The sequence below is a fragment of the Streptomyces sp. CA-251247 genome (genome assembly GCF_050952975.1).
Lineage (GTDB): Bacteria > Actinomycetota > Actinomycetes > Streptomycetales > Streptomycetaceae > Streptomyces > Streptomyces achmelvichensis.
On the sequence record NZ_CP191861.1, the window covers coordinates 3,391,442 to 3,416,560 of the forward strand.

Sequence of the window (25,119 nt, forward strand, 5' to 3'; positions counted from 1 at the left end):
CTCGTCCTCTGCTTGTGTGTGAAGGCTCGGAACGACTCTCAGGACGATGAGGCGCGCATCTCAATGATCTTCTCCGCCTCGTCGTCCCGGCCGGCGAGCCGCCCGCCACGACGTATCTGCTCGTCGGTCAACGAAGGCGCCATCGACAAGATCTCGTGGACGCCGTCGAAGCTGGGCATGTCCAGCATGCCGAGGAACCACCTGACCGCCTGGACGCTGTCCGCCTGCACGCCGACACCGTCCCGGTACCGGCTGCCGACGGCGAACATGGCACCGATGTGCCCGCCCTCGGCGGCGACCTCGTACCACCGCAGCGCGCCCGCCTCGTCCCCCACGGCGTCGAGTTCGTCACCGAGCCGCGTCGCCGCCTCCTCGATTCCGGCCTGCGCGGCCGACTCGAGGAGGGGAACGACCTCGTTCAGGTCCACGGGCCGGGGGATCTCGTCCAGCAGAAGTACGGCGAGGTTGTACTGCGCGAGCACATCGCCCTCGTCCGCGGCAGCCCGGAAGAGTCTCTCGGCGCCTGTCACGTCCTTCGGCACGCCCGCGCCCTCGACGAGAAGGTAGCCGAGACTGCGCCGTGCTTCGTTGTGGCCCGCCTCGGCCGCACGACGGAACCAGCTCGCGGCGCGGCCGGGATCCTCGTCCCGGGCCAGCAGAACCCCGCCCAGGACGCTCTGGCACTCCACGTCCCCGCCGACGGCCCGTGCCTCCAACTCTGGTCGGCAGGCGATGAGTTGATCACTCGCCGTGGCATCACCGGCTTGGGCGGCACGCAGAAACCAGTTCACGCGGTCCGGGAGATCAGCGGAGGCCGCGGCGAGCTCGAGCATGGCGGGAACGTCGCCGTCCTCGGCGCGCCGGTTCAGCTCGTCATGGGTGCTCACTGCGGACCTCCAGGTGATGGCGACGTGCAAGGTGACAGCGGCGGGAGGCGGGGAGTCGGGAGAGGCCCGGTCTGACGGATCCTCCGAGATCGGGTTCGTCCCACTCAACCGGCCCTGAGCGGCGACCGGAACGTCTCGAGACTGGCACCACAGGCCTCCCGGCACTCCAACCATCGAAACGAGATCAGTCCTCGTCCGGGTCCCACCCGTGAGACACCATGCGCGCCCGCAGCGCCTCGACCCGAGCCCGCCGCACGCGGTTTGCGGCGGCCCTCAGCGCCTCGACCGCCAGCCACGTGGCCTCGGCCTCGTGAATCCGCAGGAACGCTCCCGCTGTGATCCCCACGTTCTCCTCGGACACGCCTTCCGAAAGCACGACCAGGAGCGGTGCGACGTCGGCTTCGTCCAGCCCGTCCGGAAACGCATCCTCCAACAGCGCGACCACCCGCAGCAGATGGGACTCCACCTGATCGAACCTCCGTCTTCTCGTACAGATCCGCCGGCCCACGACGTTCGTGCAGCGGGAGTACAGCGAGGTTGCACGAAGCGAACACATGCTGCGCACGGACCAGATCCCGAGCGACAGCTGCGAAGAGGTGTCGAGGACCAGCCCGATGCGGCCCCTCAGTGCAGGCGTGACCGGTCCGCTTGCATCACCTACGACCGCTTCCTCTTCAGCCGATCCTGGAGGGCGGACCGGAAGGCTTCGAACCGGGCCTCGTCGGGATCGACGAACTCCAGGATGTCCAGCGCCGTCTCGACGTCCCCGGATGCCGCTTCGTGGTAGAGCAGCCAGATGCCCTCCCGAGCCCTCGCGCAACACTCCTCCTCGAGATCGGGAGAGCCGGCCTCCGCCTCACTGCGGTGCGACTCTCCCGTCACCAGTCGCCAGAGCACCGTCAGGAAGTGACTTCTGACGAACGCAGGCAGGTCTTCGTGGAGCGCCGCCAGTATCACCGGGACCGCGTGGGGTGCCACCTCGAAGAGCATCGACTGCTCTTCGAGGTGGCCGTCCAGCCTGTAGCCCACGGTCTCCTCGATCGTCCTGGCTTCGAGGAGTCTGGAGAAGGTCTCCGGGAGGTGGGCGCCCGATTCCCGGCATCCGCAGCGCAGAACCGGCCAGTCGTGACGCTCCAGTTCGAGCAGCGACGCCCTCACCGGTCGCCGAGACGCGGCTCTCACCCTGTCCGCCTCTCGAATCGGTCAACCCTGGCATGGTTCCGTGAGCCGCTCCATGTCGGTGGACCGAACTCGGTCCACCCTCGGCAGATAGTCTCCGCGTCGATGCCGAATTCCCTCTCTACGCCAAACAGAGTGCCACCACTGGCAGTTGGTACACATGATCACCCACACACGCCGCTCCTGCAGCGGTTGCGAGTTGTCATCACGCAACGCGCTGCCGGGAACCAATCCGTGCCGGCCTCGATGACGCAGTAGCTGGATGAGGAGATGGATACCTTCGACGATGATCGGAGCTGTTGGGTGAGCTCTTCGATCAGTTGCTCCAAGGGGTGAAGGACGGCAACACCGCGCACCAGGCGCTGCTCTTGGCGGAGCTAGCCGATGACAAGCTCGTCAGCCCCGCAGTCCGGGCCGCGCTCATCGTGACCCTGGCCGAGGCGGGGACGATCGGGCAACGCGATGCCGCGATAGACCCCGACGGGTACGCGAATGCCGACATGGTGCTTCTCGCACAGGTCCGTGAGGCTGTCCAAGAGGCGGCTGCGAGCCTGTTCGCCGACTGGGAGGACGAGCCCGAGGTTGTGCGGCTCGCGCTTGCCGTGTTGGCCGCTGCCTGCACGGCTACCGACCGGGTTTCTCAGATCGGACGCCCGCAGGCCGAACAGCCTGTGGCTCCTCGCGCCGCTACGCTCGCCTTGGCTTCTGCCCTGGCTGCGGACCACGAAGTGGCGATCGTCGCCGCACTGGGCGATCTCGCCGAGCATCCTGACGACAACCCTGATGCGCTGGGAGCGCCCGAAGCACCGGTGCAGGGCCGGGGGCTGAGTCTCCTGATCGATCTTGCGCAGCAGGAAATCGGCCCCTTGGTCTTCGACTGACGACCACCACCAGACCTACCCTTCCGGCAAGCGGCCCTCCACCGCCGGTCCGCATCCATCGGGCAGATGCGCCACAACCAGTGCCACCGCAGCCGCCGCCGTAGGCACATCACCGAGCGTCGATGCGTCCGCACCGCGTACGCGCCAGCCGTCCCGCAGCGGTTCGATGCTCGGCATGTCGTGGGTGTACGGATCACGCGTGGTGCCGCTGAACTGGAGCCCGCCGTGGGTGGGAAACGGGAACAGCACGCGCAGTCGTGGTTCGGCGTACGCGGCCTCGGTAAGTTCCGGATCGGCGAGTCTGACGCCCGGATCACGCTCGCGCATCAGTCGCCACGCTGTGATGACCGCACGGCCTTCCACGTGCGCCTCGGCAAGCCGGTCGAAGTCGATGAACGGCCAGGCCGCAGCCATCTCGCCGACCGGTCTGCCCGACTGCCAGTCATGCACAGCAGCCGCCGCTGCAGCGAGATCTCCGGTACTCCCCGTCCCGAGATGTACGCCAGGGGCCCACACGGTGATGTCGAAGGCACGCTCGGTGTCGCGGTCGGCGGCAACCAGGAACGTCCCCCGGCCGGTCACGGCCTTGGCCCGCACCAGAGCGCCCGGTTGAGCACCGGCCACGAGAGGACCGAGCTCCAATCCCTGCCCGGACGCCTCGCGGTACAGCGCGGAGACAAGACCGCCCGTGTCGGCGACATCCGGGTACAGCGCCGGGTCGACCGGAATCGCCTCCGGTGCTTCGCCGGCTGTCATGTCTCGCTTCACTCTGGCCAGTCAGCCGTCGAGCGCGAAGTTCTCAGTACCGCCACTCGCCGGATGCCACGCCCTGCAGTACGTCGCACGCTTCGATCAATTTATCCGGCGGTCGAGTTCCTCGTACATATCTATGATCTCGTCCCGACTCACGTCAACGGGCATCGCTCCCGGACTGCCGTACGCGAGCTCAAGCAACGCGGCCCTGAGAATTGAAAGCTCATCAGCAGTAACATCCAGCGCATACCAGGAAGCATTGGGTACTGGCTGCGGTTCGCCACTGAAGCGCCGTACGAGAGCGATGGCACTATCCACGCTTCTTCCCGTATGCGTCTCCCACTCCTCGCTACCGAGGTCCTTCACAGCGTGCCCAAGCACTTGGGCCCATCGTCCGAATGTGCCGTGGTCGCCTGCGAGTCTGTAGCCAGTAGCGCGGATGCCCATCACGCTTCGAGGGATCTGAGCATGGTCCATTCCGACGACGCGTTCACCCAGCAGAATCCGGATTCTTTTCCGCTGCCAACCCTTGGCAAGTTCCTTGGCCGTCACGCCGTCGGCATTTGCCTTCTCGATGTCCGCACCAGCAAGAAGGAGGACGCTCACGACATCCTGCTCATCGCGTTCGACTGCATGCATCAGAGCTGTCCACCCCTTGGCGTCGACCGCATCAACATCTGCCCCCGCTTGCAGCAATTGGTCCACGACGGCAGTGTCTCCGCGGCGCGCGGACAGAACCAACACAGGAGTACCGTCACCACGCCGCTGGTTCGGATCGTCCCCGGCCTCCACAAGGATCCGCGCCACCGCAGGCGCCGCCCTCAGCTCCACCGCACCGACGAGGGATGCTCTCGATCCGGGCTGGGGATGAGCACCATGGGCAAGCAGCATTCGCACAATCTCCAACGCCGGCGCTTGCGGCACGTGGCAAACAGCGCTCAGGGCATCAGCAAGGACACCATCGGGGTCAGCGGGTTCCCGATCGAGCGCTCCCTGTTCAAGCAGCAGCCGAGTAACCGCGGGATGGGATCCTTTGATCGCATGGCGCAGCGGCGAGAGTATGCGCGGATCCGAAGTTCCGATGTCAGCTCCGCCCTTGAGCAACAAGCGGACGATGCGCAGGTCACCGTTGCCGGCTGCAAAGGCCAGAGCGGAACCATGAGTCCGCCCCAGCGACGCATTCGGATCAGCACCAAGGGCGAGAGAACGCTCAACACCAAGCTCGTCGCTGGCCTTTACGGCGTCGAGCAGCCTCCCTGACACATCAGCATTCATGTACAGAAATTCTACAGGCAGGCATTGCTTCCCCACCAGACTCCAGCACCATTACCTGTTGGCCTCGCCGTCGAAATACTCTTGAGGCGATTTTCCCCCATTCACCCCTGGCCTGAAGTAGGTCGTGATCTTGTTGCCAACACGCATGCCGACGCGACCTTGCGAATCCAATCGGATAATCGTCGTTACCCCATTGAGAGTCCGTCGGGTCTCTTGTGCACCAACCGGACAGGTGTCGCTACACATCAGAGCCTTCGCATCGTCCACCATCTGCTCGAAGCCACCGTCATAGTCGTACTCCGGCATGTCAGGTGTGCGGGTCGGGTTGCCGTGGTCGTCAAGACCCAGCACATGCTTGTCATATTTCTCGTCTGCCTTGCCCGGGCCGAAGTCGCAGTTGTGAACGAGTACTGATACTTGGCCTGCAAGCACATAGTACGTGTGCTACGCGAAGCCTTCGACCTGCTTTTTCGCAGGTCAAGTGCGGTCTGCTGGTCCGGTGAGGTGCGTGGCTGTCCGTGGTTGTGCGGGGTTGTTGCCGTCGCTACTGCCGTCAGGCGGTTCAGCCCAGGTATGGCTTCTCGCGGTGTTCCCGGAAGTGCTGGAGCCTGAGTCGTTGGGTGTGGTGCATCGGCAACTGCTCAATCTCTTCGGGCGGCACGAACCGGAGCTCGGTGGACTCGTCGGAGATCTCCAGCTGACCGCCGGTGATGCGGGCGGTGAAGCAGACGTTGAACTGGCGGCGGACCTCGCCGTCGGTGTAGGCGATGATGTGTTTCGGGTCGGTGTAGGTGCCGACCAGGCCGGTGATCTCGACTTCGAGGCCGGTCTCTTCCTTGACCTCGCGGACGGCTGTGCCTGGCAGGGAGTCGGTGAGGTCCATGCCGCCGCCGGGCAGTGCCCACAGGTCGTTGTCGCGGCGGCGCTGGAGGAGGATGCGGCCGTGGTCGTCGGTGACGACGGCGGAGGCGGCGACGACCAGGCTGTTCGGCTTGGGTGCGGTGGGGTCGTCGTAGTACTCGGTGCGGGCCACGGTCAGCCTTCCTCTCGTACGGGGGTTGCCGTCGCCCACACGGCGTCGAAGCTGTCGGCGTAGGTGTCGAACATGCCGCCTGTCTCGTGTCGGCGAAGATGCCACACGGGGGCGGCGTAGGCGTTGACGCCCCAGACGTGTGCGTTGACGAGTTGCTGGTCGTCGGCGCGGTAGAGGGAGTTGTAGAGCGTGGTTTCGTGGGTGCGGACTTCGATGCCGGGGGTGGCGGCGAGTGGCCTGTAGTGCATGAGGGCGAGGCGGCAGCGGGATTCGATGCCGTGGCCGAACCGCTCCTCCTGGCCGCGGGCTTGGACGGTGTCGCTGTCGGGGTCCCCGATCGCGACGCGGACGGTGCAGCCTTCGGCGGCACGTTCGGTGAGGAGTTCGTTCAGCCGCGGGTACGCCTCATGGAGGAAGACGGCGGCGTAGACGAGGATGTCGATCCGTTCCCGGGCCTGGGCCATCAGGTCGGTGAACGCCGAGACGGGGAGGTCGGCCCTCTGCTCGTAGAGTGCCACCAGCTCGGGGCTGATGGCGCGGGCGGGGCGGGCCTGGCGGAGCGCCGGCCAGAGTGCGTGCACGTCTTCTCCCAGGGCCTTGGCCGCCTGGAGGGCGGTGGCACGGCGTGGGGTGCGCCCGAGGTTCACCCAGCGCTCGACCGACTTGGGGTCGATCTCGACTTCCTGGGCAAGAGCAGCGTACGTCCAGCCTCCAGCTGCCATGACGGCTCGTAGTCTCTCGTTCGGCACGAGTCTCCCCCTTGGTCTCGGGACGGCACCAGGGACGTTCTACATGGTGTGGGACGTCCCGGAGTGGGGTTTGGTGGAGGTTCCTTCGTCCCAGCGACCGGCGTGAGGATCGGGGTCGACCCTGTGGCACCGATACGCCCGGGGGCACGATCCACGCCGTCGAGGAGTGTCAACGTGCGCACGAGCGCGACCACTTGTGTTCCCTCCCTGCGACTGGATGCCTGGTCGCGGTCCGCCTCGCCGGGGTGGTCACGATGACGGCCCGCGACCCTGACGCGGTCGAGCACACCACCTCGCCCGGTGTGGGCGCCCTGGTGGTCGACCGGCGGAACGGCAAGGTCGGCGTGGTGATGGGGCATGTGGGGCCGTACGTGCAACTTCGGCCACCGTGCGGTGGCTTGGAGTGGGATGTGCCGCCCGAAGACGTTCGTCCGCCGACCCCGGCCGAGGAATTGAGCGCGAAGGTGGCCGTGGCCAACCGGAGGTGGGGACGGTGACCCCTCGCTCGGTCCTGCGCTACGAGACCTGGACGCTCCAGCCCGACCGCGAGCCGGACGCGGAGCCGGTCCTGTACGCGATGCAGTGCGCCGTGGACGGAGAGACCTCGCCGACAAGCGAGGACTTCGCCGAACCGCAGAACTGGGTGCTGCGGCACTGCGGCCAGAACCCGTCCCACCACACCTACCGGGAGATCATCACCCGTCCCTGGCGCGCCTGGCGCCAGCCGTGATCCGCCTCGCTCGCCCAGGCGGATCACCGCGCTGACCCACCCGACTCCCGTCCCAGCCGGGCGCAGCCGATCGAGGCTCCCCCGCAGTCGTCAGCCCCGGCAGGGACGGGCCCTCACGTGCGTGCCGCTCCCATGGTCATGAGGCTTTGGCCTCTGCCACAGAAAGTCAGCCACGACGGCGGGCGCGCCGACCGATCACCTGCCACGTGTGTCTCGCTCAACCCCGCACCGGCATCAGCTCAGCTATCTCCATCGTCACGGCCCCCAGCTAGGCAGCAACCATGGGCGTACGGGACGGCGCGAGCCCGCCGGGCGGCCTCTCAGGTGCCCGGCCAGTCTGCTGCTGAGTGGTCGGGACCGGGCTTCCGATTGGTGGTCCGGCTTGCGCTCCCGGGCTCTGCGCGCCGAGTGGTCGGCGGCCGTCGCCAGCGGGGCGGCAGACAGGAGCGGGCGGCGGTCACCGACCGCCGGGGCGCGGCGGCCCGCGTCAGCGGGACGCCCTTGATCCAGTAAAGAAACTCTGAACAGCTCACCCACGGGCCGAGCTGTCAGCCTGTCCGTCAGGGACCCTGCTGGCGGCGCTTCTTCGCGTCGGCGAGTCTCTCTTCGAGTTCCTTGCGGGCGGCTGCGGGATCGTCGTGGAGCGGTGGCGCGAGTTGACCACGGCGGGCCAGTTCGCGGGTGATCTTCCGGCCCTTCTCGACCGCTGCTTGGTAGGCCGTGCGGGTCTGGTTGAGCTCGTCATGGATTTGGTCGGCAAGCGCTTTGAGCTCGGCGTCGGCGAGATGTGCGAATTCGCCGACAGCCCTGTGGGCCTGGCGTTCGACCTCCTCGCGCTGAAGGTGCTGGACGACCTTGGAGCTGTAGTTCTTGCCGGGTGTCGGGGCGGTGCGGACGAAGACGCCGCGCCCCTTGACGGCGTAGATCAGCCCCTCGCTCTTGAGGAGGCGAAGGGCGTTCTGCGCAGTGGAGTTGGCGATGGTGAACCGCTCTTGCAGCTCACGCGCGGAGGGCAGCTTGCTACCCGGGGGGAAGAGTCCTTCCTTGATCTCTTCGCGCAGGGTGTCCGCGGTCCGGACAAATGGGGGGCGGTTGTCCTCTGCGCGGGCCGAACGCCACCCAGGAGGGAAGGGACCGTCTCCTGCCGCGTCTTCGTCGCCGTCCTTTTCTCCGGTGTCCTGTTGGTCAAGGGGCGGGCTGACGTAGCTGCCCCGGCCGAGGACGGAGTAGACCAGCCCCTCCTGTCGCAGAACGCGCAGGGCGTTCTGGACCGTGGAGCTGGCGACGCCGAACCGCTCTTGCAGCTCACGCGCCGACGGCAGGCGCTCACCGGGCTGGAGCTCGCCGCTCAGGATGGCGGCCCGCAGCACTTCGGCGGCCTGGAGGTAGGGGGGCCGCGGGTCGTCGTCCAAGGGCAGGGTCATGGGCCAACCGTAGCGTCCGTAGCGCCTGCCGCACACGCCCGCACCACCTCCCTTATCGACCGTCCCACCTATGCGTGCGTTGCATCCGTATCGCTGTAGCGCTATGGTCATGATGGAGTCGATCGAGCGACTCCAACGAACAAGGATGTGATGGCATGGCCATGACCCGTATCCGTGTTGCTCTGCTGCCGTCGGCGGTGTGTATCGCGGGCACCGAACCGGTGCTGAAGATCAAGGACCAGCAGACTGGGGAGGTCGCCACCGACCGGGAGACCGGTGCGTCGCTGTACACGGTGACCGTGATGCTCATGGAGGACGGCCGCGCCGAGGTCCTGAAGATCACCGTCCCGGAGACGGGCCTGGCGGCCGGGCTCAAGCCGGGGGCGATGGTGCGGCCGGTGGAGCTGTTCGCGACCCCGTGGGCGCGGATCTTCAACGGCCAGCTCTCCGACGGCGTCGCCTACCGGGCGGCCCGTCTGGAGCTGATCACCGTGGAGGCAACCCAGTGACCCGCTTCGCACGCCGCGTGCCGGAGCGGGAGTTGTCTCCGCTCCGGCCCCTGCCGGGGACTCAGGGCAAGGCCACGTTCGCTGTCTCGGCAGCCGTGCTCGATCTGCTCGGCCTCAGCCCGGAGCAGGCGGCCCGCCTCGACCTGGCCCACGTGCTCCAGCTGATACACGAAGAGGGGGCCTGACGTGGAAGCCATCACGGGATACGCGACGGTTGCGCTGATGGTCTCAGTCGTGCTGGTCGGCGCGTGGCTGCTGGTGACGGTGGTGCGTTACGTCCGCGCAGACAAGGGCACGCGGGTCAGCATGCGACAGGCCGTGCGGGTGCGCTGGGGCTGGGTACGGCTCGCGCGGATGGCCAAGCTGACGGTCACCGACAAGACGCCGAGCCTGCTCGCGCAGATCACCGCCCAGAAGGATGGCCCCGGCCCCGCGCCTCGGGTGCTGACTCCGAAGATCAAGGTCAAGCCCGACCAGTACGGGGTGATCGTGCGGGCCCGGACACTGCCGCAGGTCGGGCTGGAGGAGTACCAGAAGTCGGCGCGGTTCCTAGCGGACGCCTGGCGGTGCACGCGGGTGTCCGTGCTGCCGGACGGCCCCGGCAGAGTGGTGATCCGGGGCGTGCGCTCCGACCCGCTGACCACGCCGACCGAACACCGCCCCACCGGCCACCCTCCCACGGACCTGACGCGCTGGGAGCTGGGCGTGGACGAGTATGCCGCCCGGGTGTGCGTGTCCCTGGCCAACGTGCCCGGGGTGACGGTGGCCGGCGTCCCGGGGGCGGGCAAGACCTCGGGGGTCAACAAGTTCGTCTGCGATTTCGCGCCGTCGGCCGCCGTGCAGATCGCGGGTGCGGACGGGAAGGTGTCGCGGGCCTCGGAGGGGGACTACGCCGACCTGGTCAAGCGGATGTTCGCGTTCTGCGGTGACGACCTTGATGAGGCGAACGCGCTGTTCAAGCGTCTGGTGGAGCTGCGCAAGCGGCGCTCGGCGACCATCCGTGACGTACTGGGCGTGAAGAACATGTGGCACGTCGGCCCCTCTCCTGAGTGGCCGCTCACGGTCCTGATCATCGATGAGGCGCACACGTACTTCCGCGAGTACAAGGGCAGCGACGCCGAAACAAAACGTTTGGCCGCGTTGACGGCGGAGAACGCCCGGCTGGTGGAGGACCTGGTCAAGAAGGGCCGCAGCGTCGGCATCCTGGTGGTCCTGATTAGCCAGAAGACCACCGGCGATGCCATCCCCACCTTCATCCGCGACGTGTGCCCCATCGGGCTGTCCTTCGCGCAGAAGACCGTGGAAGCCGCGGTGGCCGCACTCGGTGACGACATCCGCAACTGGCCTGATGCCAGCCCGGTGACCTTGCAGGACCCCGTCTACGTCGGCGTTGCGGTGATGGCGATGCAGGGCCGACCCGGCTACACCCGCATCCGCACCCCCTACGTCTCGGATGCCGACGCGGCCCGCGTCGCCGAAGCCACTTCGCACCTGACCGCTGACCCGGACCTGTGCCTGGACGCCCTTCTCCTCTCGACCGGCCGGACGTCAACGCCTGCACCCTCACTCACCAAGTGATCCCGAAACGCCCACACCAGAAGGGAGGTTGAGATCATGGCGGAGGAACGGTTCACCCGGCGCACCGTGACCGTGGTCATGGCGGTCATCGCGGCCCTGGCCTTCGTCTTCTCCTTCGGCAACGTCTGGGCGCTCGCCCTGCGGCTCGGTGTGCCCCGTCCGATCGCGCCGCTGATCGCCCCCATGGTGGACCTGTCGGTCGTCGGGCTCCTGGTCGCGCTGCGGTTCCTGGCTCTGCGCGGGGTGTCCAAGGCGGAGCTGCGGGCCGGTACCCGGCTGCTGCACCTGTGCGGGCTGCTCACCCTCGCGCTGAACACCGCCGAACCCCTGCTAACAGGACGCTACGGACGGGCCTGCCTGGACACCGTCGCCCCGCTCCTGCTCCTCGGCTGGGGCCACGTCGGCCCCGCCTTCCTCGCCCAGTTCCACACGCCCACCACCCCCGCCCCGCACCCGGAGGCAGCCGCCATCACCGAACCGGTGCCCGACGAAGCACCCGCATCCGAGCCCCCGACGCCCGCCCCGGTCGTCGCCGCCTCCTCGGCCGAGGAACTGGAGCCCGCTCTGGCTCCGGCCGCTGCTCCGCCCGTCGCCGTCGCCAAAACGACTCGGCCCGCCTCCGGCACGGCCCTGCCTGCCGCCCTGCTGGACGCGGCCCGGCGCATCGCGGACACCCACCGCACCGAGCACGGAACACCGATCACCGCCGCCCACCTCGGAACCCGCATGGGCATCGCCCTCCCGGTGGCCACCGCCGCACTCGCTCAGCTCTGAGCCCCGGCCCGCGTCGGCCGCATCCCCCTCGCTGGACCCCACGCCCACCCGACGGGCCTGGTTCGTCATGCCCCGAGCAGCACCAACGCGCCCTCTCGCCTGGCTGGTTGCTGCTCGGGGCCACCTACCCGAACAGAAGGGACACGCCCCGAATGGTCACCCTGGACCTGCGCCATGTGGCAAGCCCCGCCGTACGGGACCTGCTCCATCTCGTCAACCACCCCGACTTCGACCGCGCACAGCAGCAGATCGAACGCCTCGGCGGCTGCACCGAACCCGTCCGCCTGACCGGCCGCACCACCACCATCGACACCACAACCGGCGAGGTACTGCGCTCCTACACATCCTCCGACGAACCTGCTGGCAGTCTGCTCACTGCGTGCGGCAACCGCCGCGCCTCCCGCTGCCCGGCCTGCTCCCGCCTCTACGCCGCCGACACCTACCACCTCATCCGCGCCGGCCTGACCGGCGGCAAGAACGTGCCCGACACCGTCCGCACCCACCCCCGCGTCTTCGCCACCCTCACCGCCCCGTCCTTCGGCCCCGTCCACAACCGTCCCGACGCCCGGCCCTGTCGCTGTGGCACCCGCCACGACCCCACGGACCCGCTGCTCGGTACGCCGCTCAATCCGGCGACGTACGACTACGCGGGCGCGGTCTTGTTCAACGCCCACGCCGGAGCCTTGTGGGCCCGCTTCACGATCTACCTGCGCCGGGAGATCGCCACCCGGCTCGGTATGACGCAGAAGGCCGCCCGCGCCGTGCTGCGGGTGTCCTTCGCGAAGGTCGCCGAGTACCAGAAGCGTGGCCTGGTCCACTTCCACGCCGTGATCCGCCTCGACGGCCCCGACGGCAGCACCCAGCCCCCGCCCCCGTATGCCACCGTCGCCGTGCTCACCGACGCCATCCGCGCTGCCGCGCCGCGCGCCCGCATCTCCGTCGACTCCGACGCGGTCGGGGAACGCGAACTCACCTGGGGCCAGCAGCTCGACGTGCGCGAGATCGCCGCCTTCGGCACCGACGCCGAATTCAGCGACCAGGCCGTGGCCGCCTACGTGGCCAAGTACGCCACCAAGTCCGCCGACGCCTCTGGGACTCTCGACCGCTCCCTGTTCTGCCGCCCCTGCCAGGGACGCGGCGCAACCCTCCTGCCCCACGGGACCGCGCTCCCGTGCAGCGCGTGCGACGCCACCGGGCAGGCCCGGCCGTTGCCCCGGCTCGCCGTCGCCCGCCACGTGCGGCAGATGATCCGCACCTGCTGGGAACTGGGCCGCCTGCCGGAGTTCGCCCACCTGAAGCTCTGGAAGTGGGCGCACATGCTCGGCTTCCGCGGCCACTTCTCCACCAAGTCCCGCGCCTACTCGACCACTCTCGGCGCGCTGCGTGATGCCCGCCGCACCTGGCGTACCGAACAGGCCCGCGCCCACGCCTGCCTTCCCGAACCCGACCCGACGACCACGCTCGTCGTAGGCCACTGGGAGTACCTCGGCTCGGGTTACAGCCCCGGCGCCGCACTCCTCGCCGCCGCTGTATGGCACCGCAGGGAACTGCAACGGCAGTTCACGGCCGAAGGGGGCCGCTGATGACCTCACCCCCGCTTGCCGCCCTCCGCCCGGAAGCGGTCCCGGTCCTGGATCTGCTCACGGTGCCCCAGGTCATGGCCCGCCTCCAGCTCGGCCGCTCCGCCGTCTACGACCTCCTCCGCACCGGGCAACTCGCCTCGATCACCCTCGGCCGCGCCCGCCGCATCCCCACCCACGCCCTCACCGACTTCATCCACACCCGCCTCGAACAGGAAGCCGCCGCCTGATGACCACTCCGCGCCCCGCCTCATCCCGCCGCACCCGCACCCGATCCCGCGCCAACGGCGACGGAACCGTCTACCAGCGCAAGGACAGCCGCTGGGAAGCCGCCGGATACGTCCTCGCCCCCGGCAACACCCGCAAGCGCATCCGCGTCTACGGCACCACCCGCAAGGAAGCCCTGGCCAAGCTGACCGAGAAGATCGCCGCCAGCAACCGCGGCCTTCCCGTCGCAGCGGCCGACAGCACCGTGAGCGCATACCTCACGTACTGGCTGAACGGCGTCGCCGTACACCACCTACGGGAGAACACCCACACCCGCTACGCCGCCTCCACCTCAACCCCGGCCTCGGAGTCAAGAAGCTCGCCCGGCTCACCACCCGCGACGTCCGCACCTTCCTCGACGGACTCCGCACCACCTGCCAGTGCTGCGCCCAGGACCGGGACTCCGTCCGGCGGTCCTGCTGCGCCATCGGCCAGTGCTGCGAGAAGCGGCTCTCACCGCTGACCGTGACGTACGTCCACGCCGTCCTCAAGTCCGCCCTGGAACACGCCGTCCGCGAGGACGAACTCCCGCGCAACGTCGCCCGCAACGTCAAGACCACCACGCCCCGCCCCAGACGCTTCCAGCCCCTCAGCGCCACCGAAGCCCGGCAGTTCCTCCAGTCAGCCAGCAGCGACCGGCTTCACGCCCTGTACGAACTCGCCCTACGCACCGGACTCCGCAAAGGCGAACTCCTCGGCCTCCACTGGGAAGACCTCAACCTCGACAGCGGCACCGCAACCATCCACCGCTCCCTCCAGCGCACCCGCAGCCAGGGCCTGACCATCCTGCACACCAAGACCCTCGCCTCCGAACGCCGCATCGCCCTCCCGACCGAATGCATCAACCCCCTCAAGATCCACCAGGAACGGCAGGAGGAAGAGCGCCAGGCAGCCGGAACGGGGTGGATGGACAGCGGGCTCGTCTTCACCACCCCGAGGGGCAAGCCGCTCGACCCCGGCAACCTCACCCGCCGCTTTCGCCGTCTCCTCCACAGCGCAGGACTCCGGACCATCCGTTTCCACGATCTCCGGCACTCGACCGCGACCCTGCTCCTGGAACAAGGCGTCGACCTCATCGTCATCAAGGAACTCCTCGGCCACGCCCACATCGGCGTCACCGCCGGCGTCTACGCCCACGTCCGGCTCCGCCTCCAACGCCAGGCCATCGACACCCTCGGAGAGGCCCTCGGCCGGAGTGACGACGACCCCGAAGACCCACCCGGCTCAGCCGTCGTCCGCTGACGTTGCCGTCACCGTTGCCGTCAAACGGCCTGAGGGCCCCCTCCGCGCACAAGCACGGAGGGGGCCCTCTTCTGGGCGATGGCTACTCAACCTCCCATTAGGAATTACCTAACGGGAAGTCCTCGATTAGCGTCGCCTACACATCGGTGGCAGGTTCCGGCCCCTCCAGGCCAACCAACTCCGGCCGCTTCTCAAGAGAGCCCCAGTCGAGGATCTCACGAAGCTTCCGAGACAGATTTCCTTCATCAACCTGGGCTTCGCTCAGGTTCACTTCAACAGGCGTCGAGATCTCAAGGATCTCTGCATCCTCGGCAGTAAATTCCAGCGCGAGAACAAGATTGGAAAGCCGCACGCTCCGAAGGCAACCGTAAACGGTAAAGCCTCGCTCAGTGGAGACGTTATAGGAATCCATTCCAGACTGGATTTCCTGCTCATCAGGCTCATACGTGGACCGCTGAATTGAGAACGATCGCGGGGCGCCGGCCTCATCCACTCCGGCAAGTCCCACCTCAAGGGCCTCTTCGTCCTCGTAGTCCTCGAAGAAACCAACCTCCGAGGCAGTCAATCTCATCATTAGCGCCTCCTCCTTCCAGCCGTCCATGACCCAGCCCCCTTGGCGCCGGACCATTCATACGTAACCGAAACTCCCAACTCGTTGACCATGCGGTTCATCGCGCCCTTGCATCGCGAGCAAGGGGGGAGTTGGCCTTGCATCCTAACCGAGTCGCCAGCGCTCAACGGGAACTTGCCAGCGAAGGGGTCATTCGGGAGTGAAACCTTCGGTCCTGTTGAAGCGCCCGCCATACGCGAGAATCGGTGCTCCGTGTGCGTGAAAGCCGAGTTATTGGGATACCCGAGAGCAGCCTCTTCGGGCGTCATATCTCCACTCTCCAGCGAGATATTACTCGTGCTGCCATCCGACGAAGCCACGGAGATATCGCACATGTGCCCGTTGCCACCAGTGTTATGGACAAGGACCGGTGTGGCCCCCGCCAGCACATAGTACGTGTGCGTCGAGTCGACGGTGAGGTTGTAGACCGCCGCCTGCTGCGTCCACGCCTGGACCGCGTCCACCTGGACCCACGAGCCCGCGCCCGTCTGGAGCCACTGGCCCGGCTTGAGTTCGCCGGCCTTGAGCCACTTCTTCAGGGACGGGACCCAGAACGGGTGGCCCGCCGTGGCGGTGATCGTGTCCGTCGCTTCGCCCTTGTCGCCGTCAGTGTCGACAGTGAGCTTGACGAGCTTCTTGAGGCCCTTGCCCTTGATCGTGTCCGTGACCTCTTGGTTCGAGGTCTCCCCCGTCGTCGGGTCCGTCGCGAGAACCGACTCCCCGGGCTTGATCTCCTCGATCGGTTTACGGGTGCCGTCGGCCATCACCACCTTCGTGCCCGCGGTGAAGCTGTTACCCGAGGCCAGCGATGCGACATCCGCGGCCGTGCTCGCGCACTCCACCGCCGTCTCGACCTTGTCGACCGTCTCCTCGACCTTGTTCGCGGCCTTGCCGATGTCGTCCGCGTACTTCGCCGCCTTCGACATCATCCGGCCGGCCTTCGCCGCCCGGACCAGGCCCGCTCCCGCGCCGCCGAGTGCCAGCCCCGCCACCGTCGCGACCGCCCAGGCGCAGGCCTCCATGTCGCCCTTGGTCACGCAGTTCTTGATGTCGTTGAAGCCCGTGACCTCGCCGACCACGTTGCCGACGGTCTTCACGCCCTCCCAGACCGCGCCCCAGTCCACCGCGTTGGTGACCGTCTCCACGACACTGCCGACCTGCTCGACCACCGCGTCGCGGATCGCGTTCGTCACCTTCGCGACGTCCGCGATCACGTCCCGCGTTGCGCTGACCAGGATCGCCGGGAGGTTCGGGTCGGCGGTGACGATCGCCTTGGCGACCGCCAGCAGCGGCTTCGTCGCGGCGACGATCTCCGGGATCGGGTTGTGCTTGGCGACGTAGGACGCCGCCGCCTTGGCCTTCTGGGTGACGTAGACCTTGGCCTGGTAGGCCGCCTTGCGGGCCTGTGCAGCCTTTTCTCGGGCCCATTGGGTGAAGCCCGTCTTCTGGCCGACCCATTTCGCCGCTCGCACCACATTGTCGACGACCGTCTTGAGGCCCGACTTCCGGTATGCCCAGCTCGCGGCCTTGCCGACGAAGTTGAGGGTGTTCCTCAGGGCCGCGCCCGGGTGGCGGACGGCGTAGACCACGGCGTTCTTGACCGCACGGGCGCCCTTGTAGACGTAGCTCGCGCCCTGGGAGGCCTTCTTGGCGACCCAGTTGCCGGCCTTCTTGCACCAGCCGCAGCTCGGCCAGTGGCCGTCCGGGTCCGTGTAGTCCATCGGTGAACCTGCGCCGTACGTGTACCGGTTGGCGAGGATCGAGGCGCCCGAGGCGTAGGTGTAGGAGTCGCGCGAGTCGAAGGCTCCCGTGCCCGGGTCGTACCAGCGCGCGCCCATGTTCACCTGGTCGGTGTCCGGGTCCGTGTAGTCGCCCTGGTAGCCGGCGTTGCCGGTGACATCGCCGGTGCCCAGCGTCTGGCCGAAGGGGTCGTACGCCGTCGACCGGGTGAGTGAGGCGGCCGCGCCGTTCGTCGGGGACATGTCGCCGACGACGTCGCCGTGCTTGTCGGTGACCGTCAGCTGCGCCGGGCCGGTGCCCTCCGCCACCGAGAGCAGTTCGTCCGCCGCGCCGCGGCCGTAGGTGGAGGAGTTGTCCTTCACCGGGTCCGGGGCGAGGCCCGCGTAGCTGAAGTCCGTGCCGTTGCGGGACGCCACCCGGTCCAGGGAGTCGTAGGTGTACTGCGTCTGCGACTCGCCCGCCTTGGTCATGCGGTCGAAGGCGTCGAAGGTGAAGTTCTCCGTCAGACCCGAGCTGGTACGGCTGGACAGCGTGCCGCGGGGAGTGTGGTCGTAGGTGTAGTCCCCGTCGGACAGCAGCCGGTTGCGCTCGTCGAACGTCGAGGTCTTGGCGCCGTTCTTGACCCGGTTGCCGCTGTCGTCCCAGTCGTACTGCGTCGTCTGACCGTCGCCCGTCCAGGACGTGAGGCGGCCGGCGTCGTCGTAGTCGTAGGTGTTCTCACCGGCCTTGGTGGTGCCGACCGTCGTCTTCGACGTCATGTGGTCGTCGGAGTCGTAGCCGTAGTCGGTGGCGGCGACGGTGCCGCCGCCGCTGTTCTTCACCGTGTCGGTGTCGAGCCGGCCCAGATCGTCGTAGGTGAACGAACGGGACTGGCCCGCAGCGTAGTTGACCTGCTTGATCGCACCCGCGTTGTCGTAGCCGTAGCTCTGCGCGACCCCGGTGAGCGGGTCCGTCGCCGTCTTCAGCTGCTGCTTGACGTAGCTGAAGCTCGCCGTGCCCGAAGCGTCGGTGCGGGAAACGAGCTGGCCGTCGTTGTTGTACTCGTACTCGGCCTTGCCGGAGGGGCCGTCCGCCTTCAGCAGCGCACCGCGGTCGTTGTACTCGTAGCTGTTGTCGCCCTTCGGGGACGATGCCTTGGTGAGCCGCCCTGCCGAGTCGTACCGGAACGTCTTCTCCGGGGTCGCGACCTCGGCACCCGAGCCGGTCTCGCGGACCAGCTCGCCGGCCTTGCCGTACTCACGCTCGCGGACCACACCGCCCGGAGCCGTCAGCTTCACGGCCTGGCCGAGTTTGTCGTACGCCGTCGTCCAGGTGCGGGCGTCGAGCGAGGGGTCCCGGGCGGTTGAGGGCTCGATCACCGACTCGGACAGGCCCAGGGTGTTGACCGTGTAGATCGTCTTGTTGCCGCGGCCGTCGGTGTAGCGCGTGCGGTTGCCCAGCGCGTCGTAGCCGAAGGAAGTGGTGATCGACTTGGTCGCCGAGACCGGTTCGGTCTGACCGGTCAGCCGGTTCAGTCCGTCGTACGCGAAGGTCGTGACCCGGTTCAGCGGGTCCGTCGACGAGGTGAGATTGCCGGCGTTGTCGTAGCCGTAACGCACCTTGCGCAGCTGGCCGTCGGTCGCGTCCAGGTCCGCGTCCTCGATCAGCTGACCGAGGCGGTCGTACAGCTTGGCGGAGGTGCGGCCGAGGCCGTCGGTCTCGCGCACGGTGCGACCGGACATGTCGTAGCCGAGCTGGCTGACGACACCGGACGGGTCGACCATCCGCGTCATCTGCCCGAGCGAGTCGTAGGCGAAGTTGCTGATACCGCCGCCGGGTGCGGTCTGCTTCACCACGTTGCCCGCGTCGTCGTACTCGATGCGCGTGGTGAAGGCCCCGGGGACGGGCTTACGTTCGATCTGGGTGGTGGTAACGGGGCGGTCGAGATCGTCGTATGTCGTCTCGGCCCGCGCGCCGTTCGGGTCGGTGACCGTGAGCGCCTGACCGGTGCGCGTGTAGGTGTACTTCCACTGCGCGCGGTCGTCACCGGTGCCGACCGGTACGTCCTTGACCGTCATGCGGTTCTGGCGGTCATACGTGAACTTGGTGACGCGGCCCAGCGGGTCGGTGGACTCCACGACATTGCCCAGCGGGTCGTACGCGTTGGTCGTCGTCGGCGTTACGGGCTCGGCCGAACCGGGAGGCGTGTAGGACGGAGCGGTGCTGGTGACCGCTCGGCCGAGCCTGTCGTACGTCGTGCGGTTGGTGTTGCCGAGCGCGTCCACGGACTCGGTCACGGCGCCGAAGGTGTCGTAGCCGGTGTAGGTCGTGGGGCGCGATGCGATCGGCGCGGAACCGTTCGACTCGGTCTGAACGGTGGGCGCGGTGACCGACAGGGGGCGGCCCAGCTCGTCGAAGGCGTAGTCCGTGCGGTTGCCCGCCGGGTCGGTCTTCGCCTTGATCAGACCACGCTGGTCGTACTCGTAGGCCGTGGTGCGGGAGTCGGATCCGTTCTCGATGATCTCCTGCTTGGCGTTGCCCGCGTCGTCGTAGACATAGCGGACCGTCTCGGCGGATACACCGGTCGGCCACGGCACGTTGGAGGGCTGGCCGCTGGAGGCGGTGGTCTCCACGTTGCCGGCCAGGTCATAGGTGTAGGTGGTGCGGCGGGCGAGCCCGGTCGGGTCCGTGACCTCGGTCTTCTGGCGGCCGACCGCGTCATAGGTGTACTGCGTGACGAGCTTGCCGTTGTCGCCGGTCTCCGTGAGGACGTTCCCGGCGCCGTCGTAGGTGTTGGACTCGACGACGATGTCCCGCTTGGTGCCGTCCGGGTTGCGGAAGTCCTTGAGCGTGATCGACTTGATGAGGTCGTCGCCGTAGTACTGGTATCTCAGCGACCGGCCCATGGAGTCGGTGTGCCGGACCACGCGGCCGCCCATGTCGTACGCGTACGACTGGAGCACCGTGTAGTCGTCGTTGCCGCCGTCGTCCTCCCAGTCGTGCAGACGCGTCTCGGCCATCATGTTGCGGGCCGTGTAGTCGTAGCTGAACTTGTTGCCGCCCGCGTCGACCATCGACGTCTTGTTGCCGAGGACGTCGTAGGTGTACGTCGTTTCGCTGCCCTCGGCGTCGATCGCCTTCTCCGGGCGTCCGTGGTCGTCGATCTCGAACGTCATGACCCGGGTGGCGTCGCCGCCCAGCACGTCACTGACCTCTGTGCGCACCACATTTCCGTCGGCGTCGTACGTGCTGACGGTCTTCTGCTGGTGCTTGCCCAGCGTGACCACGTTGGTGGCAGCAGGATCGGTGGTGGACGTGACGCGGGAGAGCTTGTCGTAAGCGATCGTCGTGGTGACGCCTGCCGGCTGCGCGTCAGAGATTGCCGTCTCGGTGAGCTTGCGACCGAGCGTGTCATAGGTGAACTTGACGATCGCGCCCGACGGCTGGGTCACCTGTGCCAGGTCACCGCTGGTGAAGTACTGATAGCGGGTGATCTTGCCGCGGGGGTCGGTCGTCGTCAGCGGCAGACCGGTGGGGGTGTTGCCGCCACCCACGGCCTGCTCGGCGCCGGTGGTGTAGGTGTGCTTGACGGTGCCGTTGTCGGGCGCGGTCTGGAGGGTGAGCGCACCGGCGGTGTTGTACTGGTACTGCGTGCGGAAGCGGTTGTCCGTCGGCCCCGACGAGCGTCCGTCGCGGGTCTCGGTCGGCTGGTCGCCTCTCAGGTCGAAGTCGCCCGCTGCCGCCGGGTACGTGGTGTAGGCCGTCTGACAGTCGTCCTTGGCCCGGCACGTCTTCCTGCTGGTGACATTGCCGCGGTTGTCGTACCCGAGGGTGACCTTGTCACCGTTCTCGCTGACGATCCCGGTCTGGTAGCCGTTGTCGTCGTACTCGAACAGCCTGATCGCCACGCCGTCGACGGGGTGCCGGATGAAGTCCGGCTCGCCACCGCCGTCACCGGGCGGATTGGTGCAGAAGGCCGGGTCACCCGGGTCGGGCTGGGTGCAGATCTGCTCGGGCGGATCGGTGCCGGACGGGGTCGGCGACGGGGTGGCGGGCTCGCGCGCGCCGAGCGCCATCGGCTCGCCCAGTCGCAGCATGCGTGCCGTCATACCGTCGTACTCGTAGAAGTACGGGGCGTCCAGCGGGTCGTGGACCTCGATCGTGCGGCGCAGATCCTTGTCGTTGCCGAAGACCGCGGGGGTGCCGATCTTCCAGGTGCCGCCGTTGCGGTCGGTGTACTCCTCGACACGGTCGCGGGAGGTGTCGTACTGCACCTCGGAAGCGATGCGTCCGGACGGCAGGGTCGTCTTCGTCAGCACGGACGACGCGCGGTTGCCCTCGCGGTAGTGACCGGCGACGGCGGCGGTGCCGAGGGGGTGGTGGTAGACGGCGACATCGTCGATGGTGCCGGCGAAGGACTTGCCTACGGTGGCGCCCCAGCCCGGCCAGGAGGCAGGCGTGGTCGCGTTGGCCGCGCCGATCTGGTTGTACGTCAGATCACCCTGGACCAGCTGCTTTCCGGTGATCGTTCCGGACAGCTTGCCGTCCAGGTACAGGGTCTGCGTGGAGCCGGACGCGGACAGCACGGCATGGTGCCACTTGCCGTCGTTGACGTACTTGGTGATGTCGGTGATCGGGGCGACGGTGCCGGTCGAGAACTGGCCGCGCAACAGGCCGTCCGTGCCGACGTACAGCATCGGGACACCGGTGGTCGGCGTCGTGCCCCACGCCTTGTTCTGGTAGCCGACGAGCGGTCCGCCGACGCCGCCCGCGAAGGTCTTGAACCACACCTCGACCGCCGCGTCACGGCTCTTCTTCAGGGTGCCGGTGGGCAGGTCGACGCGTGAGGTGGAGCCGTTGAAGCCGGCGGCGGTGCCGGGATCGCCGGTGATGGCGCCGGCCGCACCCAGGGTGACGTTGGTGTAGGTGCCGCGGTCCTTGCCGAGGTTGGCCTCGATGGTGCTGTTCGCCGCCGCGCCCTCCGCCTCGCCGAGCCGCCAGTACGACTGGGGGCGGGAGTCGAGGACGGTGGTGCCGTAGTGGCTGCCCGTGCCGTGGGTGTACTGGGTGCAGCCGCCCTCGGGGTCGCAGACCTTGTCCAGCAGATCGCCGGTGTAGGTGTACGTCCAGCTCAGCGGGGCTCCGTTGACGGCGTTCGTGGACACCTTGGTGACATGCGCGCCGGTCCACGTGAAGGTCAGTGAGCGACCGCTGCGGGCGTGCAGCGCGGTCGAGATCTTGCCGCTGGAGTAGGTGTAGGTGACGACGTTGGAGGACTTGTCCGTGATCCTCGTCAGCAGGCCGCTCGAGCTGAAGTCGTAGGTCGTACCGGACTTGTCCTGGAGCTTGTAGGTGCTGGTGGTCGCGTCGTACGTCAGTTTGGCGAAGCGGCCCGGCGGCGGCGCGAAGGTGCCGTCCGAGTTCTTGCCGAAGCGGACGTCCTGGCCGTCCGGGTAGCGGATGAGGACATTGCCGGTTCCGTCGTCGTCCGCGGTCAGCCGCATGTCGTAGCGGGTGGACCAGCCGGCACCGAAGGCGAGGTCACGGCGCGGGTCGAGGCTGTTGTACGTCCGCACGAGGGTCAGCTCGGGGCCCACGTTGGTGACCGACGCGTCGATGGCCGCGCTGGTGAAGTTGCCGACATTGGGGTCGAACTCCTTGCCCTGCGCCTCGGAGAGGCGGGAGGTGATCTCGGGCTGGGGAACGGCCGCCACCAGGGCGATCTGCGCGGTCGGCACCTCGTTGGAGGCGTCCTTCACGAAGCCGCGCCACAGATAGGTCTTGCCCCACTTCAGCCGCCCGGCCGGGACCGGATAGGCCGAAGCCGTCTGATAGGCGGAGGTGGTGCAGCCGGTCGGCTTGCCGTCCTTGTCCGACTCACAGATCTCGTACTTGTACTGGAGCTGCGACCCGGCCGGCGCGTCGATGTCGACACCGGCCGCCCAGAGCTGCGGCGTGAGCGTCTGCGCCTGGTAACCGTTGGGCGGGAACTGCTCCTTGACCACCGGAGCGATGTCGAAGACCTGGAGCGTGAGGCGGCCCGGAGGCACCTGCTCGTCGGTGAAGACCTTGCCGCCCTGGCGCACCATCGTGAAGTCGAGCATGTAGGTGCCCGGCGGCAGCGCCTTGATCGTAGCGTCGACGGTCGCCTTCGCCCCGTAGGCGAGGTTGCCGGGGAGGCTGCCAGCGCGCTGCTGGGTGACCAGCTTGCCCTTGGAGTTGTAGGCCCGGTACGCGAGGTAGTACGTGCCCGGCGTCCAGGTTTCCGCGCCCTTGTTGGTGACGGTGACCTTGACCTTGCCGGCCTGGTTCTGGAGGACGGGCGGGTCGGGGACGGGCTTGGGGAAGGAGTAGGAGGCGCTGTAGGGCGAGTGCGTCACGAACAGCTTCGGCGGGTTGGCCGTGGAGTGACCGGTGAACTTCTTGAACGCGAGCGAGTCGGAGGCCGAAGCACGCAGGGACAGACCGTAGTTGGGCTGCGTGCCGTCCACCCAGCGCTGCACCAGGTCGCGGCCGCCCTTGCCGAGGTCGTACAGCTCACCGGCGGCGGGGCACGCGGACTGGGACTGGCCGAAGCCGATGTGGCCATACGCGTACGACTTCGAGGCGAGCGAGCCGCCGACCGCCGGACCGGGGTAGGAGGTGCCGGTCCCGGCCGTCCAGGACGCGGTCACCGGGTGCACGGAGACGGCCCGCGGCTTGCAGGAGGCCGAGTCGAAGTTCACGACCTGGAGCTGCGCACCGAAGATGCGGTGTCGCCGCAGCTCCTCGTCGAGACCCGGGAAGCCGAGGAAGGAGTATGTGGCACCGTTCGGGCCCTTGCCGACCTGGAGTTCACTGGAACCGACGACCGAGGCGCCGCCGTTCCTGACATACATCGAGGTGGAGGCCGCGGTGGTGTCGACGGAGGGGTCGATACGGACCGGGAAGGCGCGGTCCGGGTCGGCGAGCCAGCCGGCGTCGGCGGTCACCTTCAGGGCCTGGCCGCCGCCCTGCTGGATCAGTTCGTAGCGGACGGCGTGCGAGACGGCGCCCTTCGCGTCCTCCATGAAACCGGCCGGGATGACTGCCTTGGTGCGGCCCTCGGTGTCCGCCAGCACGATCGTTCCGTCAACGGCGCGGGCGGTGAGACCGCTGAGCGTGAGCGGGAAGACGAAGCCGGTGGGGGCGGTCGCCGAGCGCAGGACGAGGGTCTCCTTGACCCCGCCCGCCTGCGAGTCGAGCCACAGATCGGTGCTCGGCAGGACGCTGTCGTACGCGACGTGGCTGCCCTCGGCGCTGCCCCTGGCAGCGGCTGCTCCGCTCAGTCCGTAGCCGAAGGACTCACCCGAGGGGAAGGTGACGGTGGCGAGCTGCTGGGCGTCGGCGCGCTCGGAGATGCGCAGGCTCACGGAGTCGGCGGTGTTGGCCCAGCCACCGTTCTGCTCGACCAGGCCGGCGTCGATCGGACGCCACGTGCCGCTGTTGTCGCGGTAGTTGATGGGCGTGGTCGAAAGCTCGCTGGTCTGCGTGCCGTCCTCGTTGGCGTAGGTGCGGCTGCGCGCGTCGCGCTCGGAGAGGATCTCCCGGCTGGTCTTCCGGTCGAAGCCCTTGACCTTCGGCGCGGGCGGCGCGACGACCTCAGCGGTGTTCCGCCCGGCGGCGGGCCGCGCCGACATCTGCTGCGTCAGCGGGTACTTGGACCGCATCGACTCGGGGGCCTGGCTGTTGCCGGGACCGCCCGCCTGGTGGCTGCGCCCCTCGGCACTTCCCCAGCGCTGGCCAGGGCCCTTGGCGGCGGCGGGCGCCTCCGGGAAGAGGGGGAAGCCGACACCGGCGACGGCGAGCGAACTCACGGCGATCACCAGGGCGACGGCGACGCCGATGACCTTCGCGACATTGCTGCCGCGCAGCCTGGTCATCAGAAAAGTGCGCGCGTGTCTCCGGTAC

General features: G+C 68.1%; 20 protein-coding genes and 1 pseudogene. 10 read left to right on the top strand and 11 right to left on the bottom strand.

Going from position 1 to position 25,119, the window contains the following annotated elements; all coding sequences use genetic code 11:
- Nucleotides 1–38 precede the first annotated feature (38 nt).
- The 3 genes from ACQPWZ_RS14830 to ACQPWZ_RS14840 form a co-directional block, all read right to left on the bottom strand.
- Complete coding sequence (locus ACQPWZ_RS14830) at nucleotides 39–887, bottom strand: tetratricopeptide repeat protein (protein WP_433571559.1); 849 nt, start codon at nucleotides 885–887, stop codon at nucleotides 39–41.
- 184 nt (nucleotides 888–1,071) lie between these two features.
- A complete protein-coding gene (locus tag ACQPWZ_RS14835; RefSeq protein ID WP_433571560.1) occupies nucleotides 1,072–1,353 on the bottom strand; it encodes a hypothetical protein in 282 nt (93 codons plus the stop codon).
- A 191-nt stretch (nucleotides 1,354–1,544) separates the two neighbouring features.
- On the bottom strand, nucleotides 1,545–2,045 hold the full coding sequence (locus ACQPWZ_RS14840; RefSeq protein WP_433571561.1) for a hypothetical protein: 501 nt from the start codon (nucleotides 2,043–2,045) through the stop codon (nucleotides 1,545–1,547).
- A 320-nt stretch (nucleotides 2,046–2,365) separates the two neighbouring features.
- On the opposite strand from ACQPWZ_RS14840, the gene ACQPWZ_RS14845 reads away from it, so the two are divergent.
- The gene (locus ACQPWZ_RS14845) at nucleotides 2,366–2,947 is read left to right on the top strand and encodes a hypothetical protein (protein WP_433571562.1); all 582 of its coding nucleotides are present in this window, start codon (nucleotides 2,366–2,368) and stop codon (nucleotides 2,945–2,947) included.
- A gap of 15 nt (nucleotides 2,948–2,962) precedes the next feature.
- Here ACQPWZ_RS14845 and ACQPWZ_RS14850 read toward each other — a convergent pair whose 3' ends face one another.
- The 5 genes from ACQPWZ_RS14850 to ACQPWZ_RS14870 all read right to left on the bottom strand — a co-directional run bounded on the left by ACQPWZ_RS14850 (nucleotide 2,963) and on the right by ACQPWZ_RS14870 (nucleotide 6,730).
- Nucleotides 2,963–3,703 (bottom strand): DUF6193 family natural product biosynthesis protein, encoded by a 741-nt coding sequence (locus ACQPWZ_RS14850; RefSeq protein ID WP_433571563.1) that lies wholly within the window; start codon nucleotides 3,701–3,703, stop codon nucleotides 2,963–2,965.
- A gap of 96 nt (nucleotides 3,704–3,799) precedes the next feature.
- Nucleotides 3,800–4,975 carry an ankyrin repeat domain-containing protein gene (locus tag ACQPWZ_RS14855; protein ID WP_433571564.1) on the bottom strand — a complete coding sequence of 392 codons (1,176 nt, stop codon included), beginning with the start codon at nucleotides 4,973–4,975 and terminating at the stop codon, nucleotides 3,800–3,802.
- A gap of 51 nt (nucleotides 4,976–5,026) precedes the next feature.
- Entirely contained in the window at nucleotides 5,027–5,407 is a 381-nt protein-coding gene (locus ACQPWZ_RS14860) for a hypothetical protein (protein ID WP_433571565.1), read from the bottom strand.
- Nucleotides 5,408–5,537: 130 nt separating this feature from the next.
- Complete coding sequence (locus ACQPWZ_RS14865; protein ID WP_433571566.1) at nucleotides 5,538–6,008, bottom strand: NUDIX domain-containing protein; 471 nt, start codon at nucleotides 6,006–6,008, stop codon at nucleotides 5,538–5,540.
- 2 nt (nucleotides 6,009–6,010) lie between these two features.
- The gene (locus tag ACQPWZ_RS14870; protein WP_336552456.1) at nucleotides 6,011–6,730 is read right to left on the bottom strand and encodes an XRE family transcriptional regulator; all 720 of its coding nucleotides are present in this window, start codon (nucleotides 6,728–6,730) and stop codon (nucleotides 6,011–6,013) included.
- A gap of 281 nt (nucleotides 6,731–7,011) precedes the next feature.
- Here ACQPWZ_RS14870 and ACQPWZ_RS14875 point away from each other — a divergent pair, with 281 nt between their 5' ends.
- Complete coding sequence (locus ACQPWZ_RS14875) at nucleotides 7,012–7,254, top strand: hypothetical protein (RefSeq protein ID WP_433571567.1); 243 nt, start codon at nucleotides 7,012–7,014, stop codon at nucleotides 7,252–7,254.
- On the top strand, nucleotides 7,242–7,487 hold the full coding sequence (locus ACQPWZ_RS14880) for a hypothetical protein (protein WP_336552384.1): 246 nt from the start codon (nucleotides 7,242–7,244) through the stop codon (nucleotides 7,485–7,487). Before ACQPWZ_RS14875 ends, ACQPWZ_RS14880 begins: the two co-directional genes overlap by 13 nt.
- Nucleotides 7,488–8,047: 560 nt before the next feature.
- Here ACQPWZ_RS14880 and ACQPWZ_RS14885 read toward each other — a convergent pair.
- On the bottom strand, nucleotides 8,048–8,911 hold the full coding sequence (locus ACQPWZ_RS14885; protein ID WP_433571568.1) for a GntR family transcriptional regulator: 864 nt from the start codon (nucleotides 8,909–8,911) through the stop codon (nucleotides 8,048–8,050).
- A gap of 155 nt (nucleotides 8,912–9,066) precedes the next feature.
- On the opposite strand from ACQPWZ_RS14885, the gene ACQPWZ_RS14890 reads away from it, so the two are divergent.
- From ACQPWZ_RS14890 to ACQPWZ_RS14920, 7 genes and pseudogenes are all read left to right on the top strand, one after another.
- Nucleotides 9,067–9,420, top strand: coding sequence for a hypothetical protein (locus tag ACQPWZ_RS14890; protein WP_251416331.1), 354 nt, complete (start codon nucleotides 9,067–9,069; stop codon nucleotides 9,418–9,420).
- Complete coding sequence (locus ACQPWZ_RS14895) at nucleotides 9,417–9,605, top strand: hypothetical protein (protein WP_433571569.1); 189 nt, start codon at nucleotides 9,417–9,419, stop codon at nucleotides 9,603–9,605. The genes ACQPWZ_RS14890 and ACQPWZ_RS14895 overlap by 4 nt, the downstream gene beginning before the upstream one ends.
- Before the next feature lies 1 nt (nucleotide 9,606).
- Nucleotides 9,607–10,998: an FtsK/SpoIIIE domain-containing protein gene (locus ACQPWZ_RS14900; protein ID WP_433571570.1), complete on the top strand. Its 1,392-nt coding sequence runs from the start codon at nucleotides 9,607–9,609 to the stop codon at nucleotides 10,996–10,998.
- Nucleotides 10,999–11,034: 36 nt separating this feature from the next.
- Nucleotides 11,035–11,772, top strand: coding sequence for a DUF2637 domain-containing protein (locus tag ACQPWZ_RS14905; RefSeq protein ID WP_433571571.1), 738 nt, complete (start codon nucleotides 11,035–11,037; stop codon nucleotides 11,770–11,772).
- Nucleotides 11,773–11,924: 152 nt separating this feature from the next.
- Nucleotides 11,925–13,355: a replication initiator gene (locus tag ACQPWZ_RS14910; protein WP_433571572.1), complete on the top strand. Its 1,431-nt coding sequence runs from the start codon at nucleotides 11,925–11,927 to the stop codon at nucleotides 13,353–13,355.
- Nucleotides 13,355–13,582 (top strand): helix-turn-helix domain-containing protein, encoded by a 228-nt coding sequence (locus ACQPWZ_RS14915; protein WP_433571573.1) that lies wholly within the window; start codon nucleotides 13,355–13,357, stop codon nucleotides 13,580–13,582. Before ACQPWZ_RS14910 ends, ACQPWZ_RS14915 begins: the two co-directional genes overlap by 1 nt.
- Nucleotides 13,582–14,861 (top strand): annotated as a pseudogene (locus ACQPWZ_RS14920) (tyrosine-type recombinase/integrase). Before ACQPWZ_RS14915 ends, ACQPWZ_RS14920 begins: the two are co-directional and overlap by 1 nt.
- Before the next feature lie 136 nt (nucleotides 14,862–14,997).
- Here the strand turns inward: ACQPWZ_RS14920 and ACQPWZ_RS14925 are convergent.
- Nucleotides 14,998–15,462, bottom strand: a complete 465-nt coding sequence (locus ACQPWZ_RS14925) for an Imm10 family immunity protein (protein WP_433571574.1) — start codon at nucleotides 15,460–15,462, stop codon at nucleotides 14,998–15,000.
- Nucleotides 15,435–25,091 (bottom strand): polymorphic toxin-type HINT domain-containing protein, encoded by a 9,657-nt coding sequence (locus ACQPWZ_RS14930; RefSeq protein WP_433571575.1) that lies wholly within the window; start codon nucleotides 25,089–25,091, stop codon nucleotides 15,435–15,437. The genes ACQPWZ_RS14925 and ACQPWZ_RS14930 overlap by 28 nt, the downstream gene beginning before the upstream one ends.
- Between the last annotated feature and the right edge of the window lie 28 nt (nucleotides 25,092–25,119).

Bases quoted from the DNA above. Each gene is read 5' to 3' on its own strand.
- ACQPWZ_RS14890 (WP_251416331.1), top strand. From the start codon at position 9,067: ATGGCCATGACCCGTATCCGTGTTGCTCTGCTGCCGTCGGCGGTGTGT.
- ACQPWZ_RS14855 (WP_433571564.1), bottom strand. From the start codon at position 4,975: ATGAATGCTGATGTGTCAGGGAGGCTGCTCGACGCCGTAAAGGCCAGC.
- ACQPWZ_RS14850 (WP_433571563.1), bottom strand. From the start codon at position 3,703: ATGACAGCCGGCGAAGCACCGGAGGCGATTCCGGTCGACCCGGCGCTG.
- ACQPWZ_RS14885 (WP_433571568.1), bottom strand. From the start codon at position 8,911: ATGACCCTGCCCTTGGACGACGACCCGCGGCCCCCCTACCTCCAGGCC.
- ACQPWZ_RS14905 (WP_433571571.1), top strand. From the start codon at position 11,035: ATGGCGGAGGAACGGTTCACCCGGCGCACCGTGACCGTGGTCATGGCG.
- ACQPWZ_RS14910 (WP_433571572.1), top strand. From the start codon at position 11,925: ATGGTCACCCTGGACCTGCGCCATGTGGCAAGCCCCGCCGTACGGGAC.
- ACQPWZ_RS14875 (WP_433571567.1), top strand. From the start codon at position 7,012: ATGACGGCCCGCGACCCTGACGCGGTCGAGCACACCACCTCGCCCGGT.
- ACQPWZ_RS14915 (WP_433571573.1), top strand. From the start codon at position 13,355: ATGACCTCACCCCCGCTTGCCGCCCTCCGCCCGGAAGCGGTCCCGGTC.
- ACQPWZ_RS14925 (WP_433571574.1), bottom strand. From the start codon at position 15,462: ATGGACGGCTGGAAGGAGGAGGCGCTAATGATGAGATTGACTGCCTCG.
- ACQPWZ_RS14930 (WP_433571575.1), bottom strand. From the start codon at position 25,091: ATGACCAGGCTGCGCGGCAGCAATGTCGCGAAGGTCATCGGCGTCGCC.
- ACQPWZ_RS14870 (WP_336552456.1), bottom strand. From the start codon at position 6,730: ATGGCAGCTGGAGGCTGGACGTACGCTGCTCTTGCCCAGGAAGTCGAG.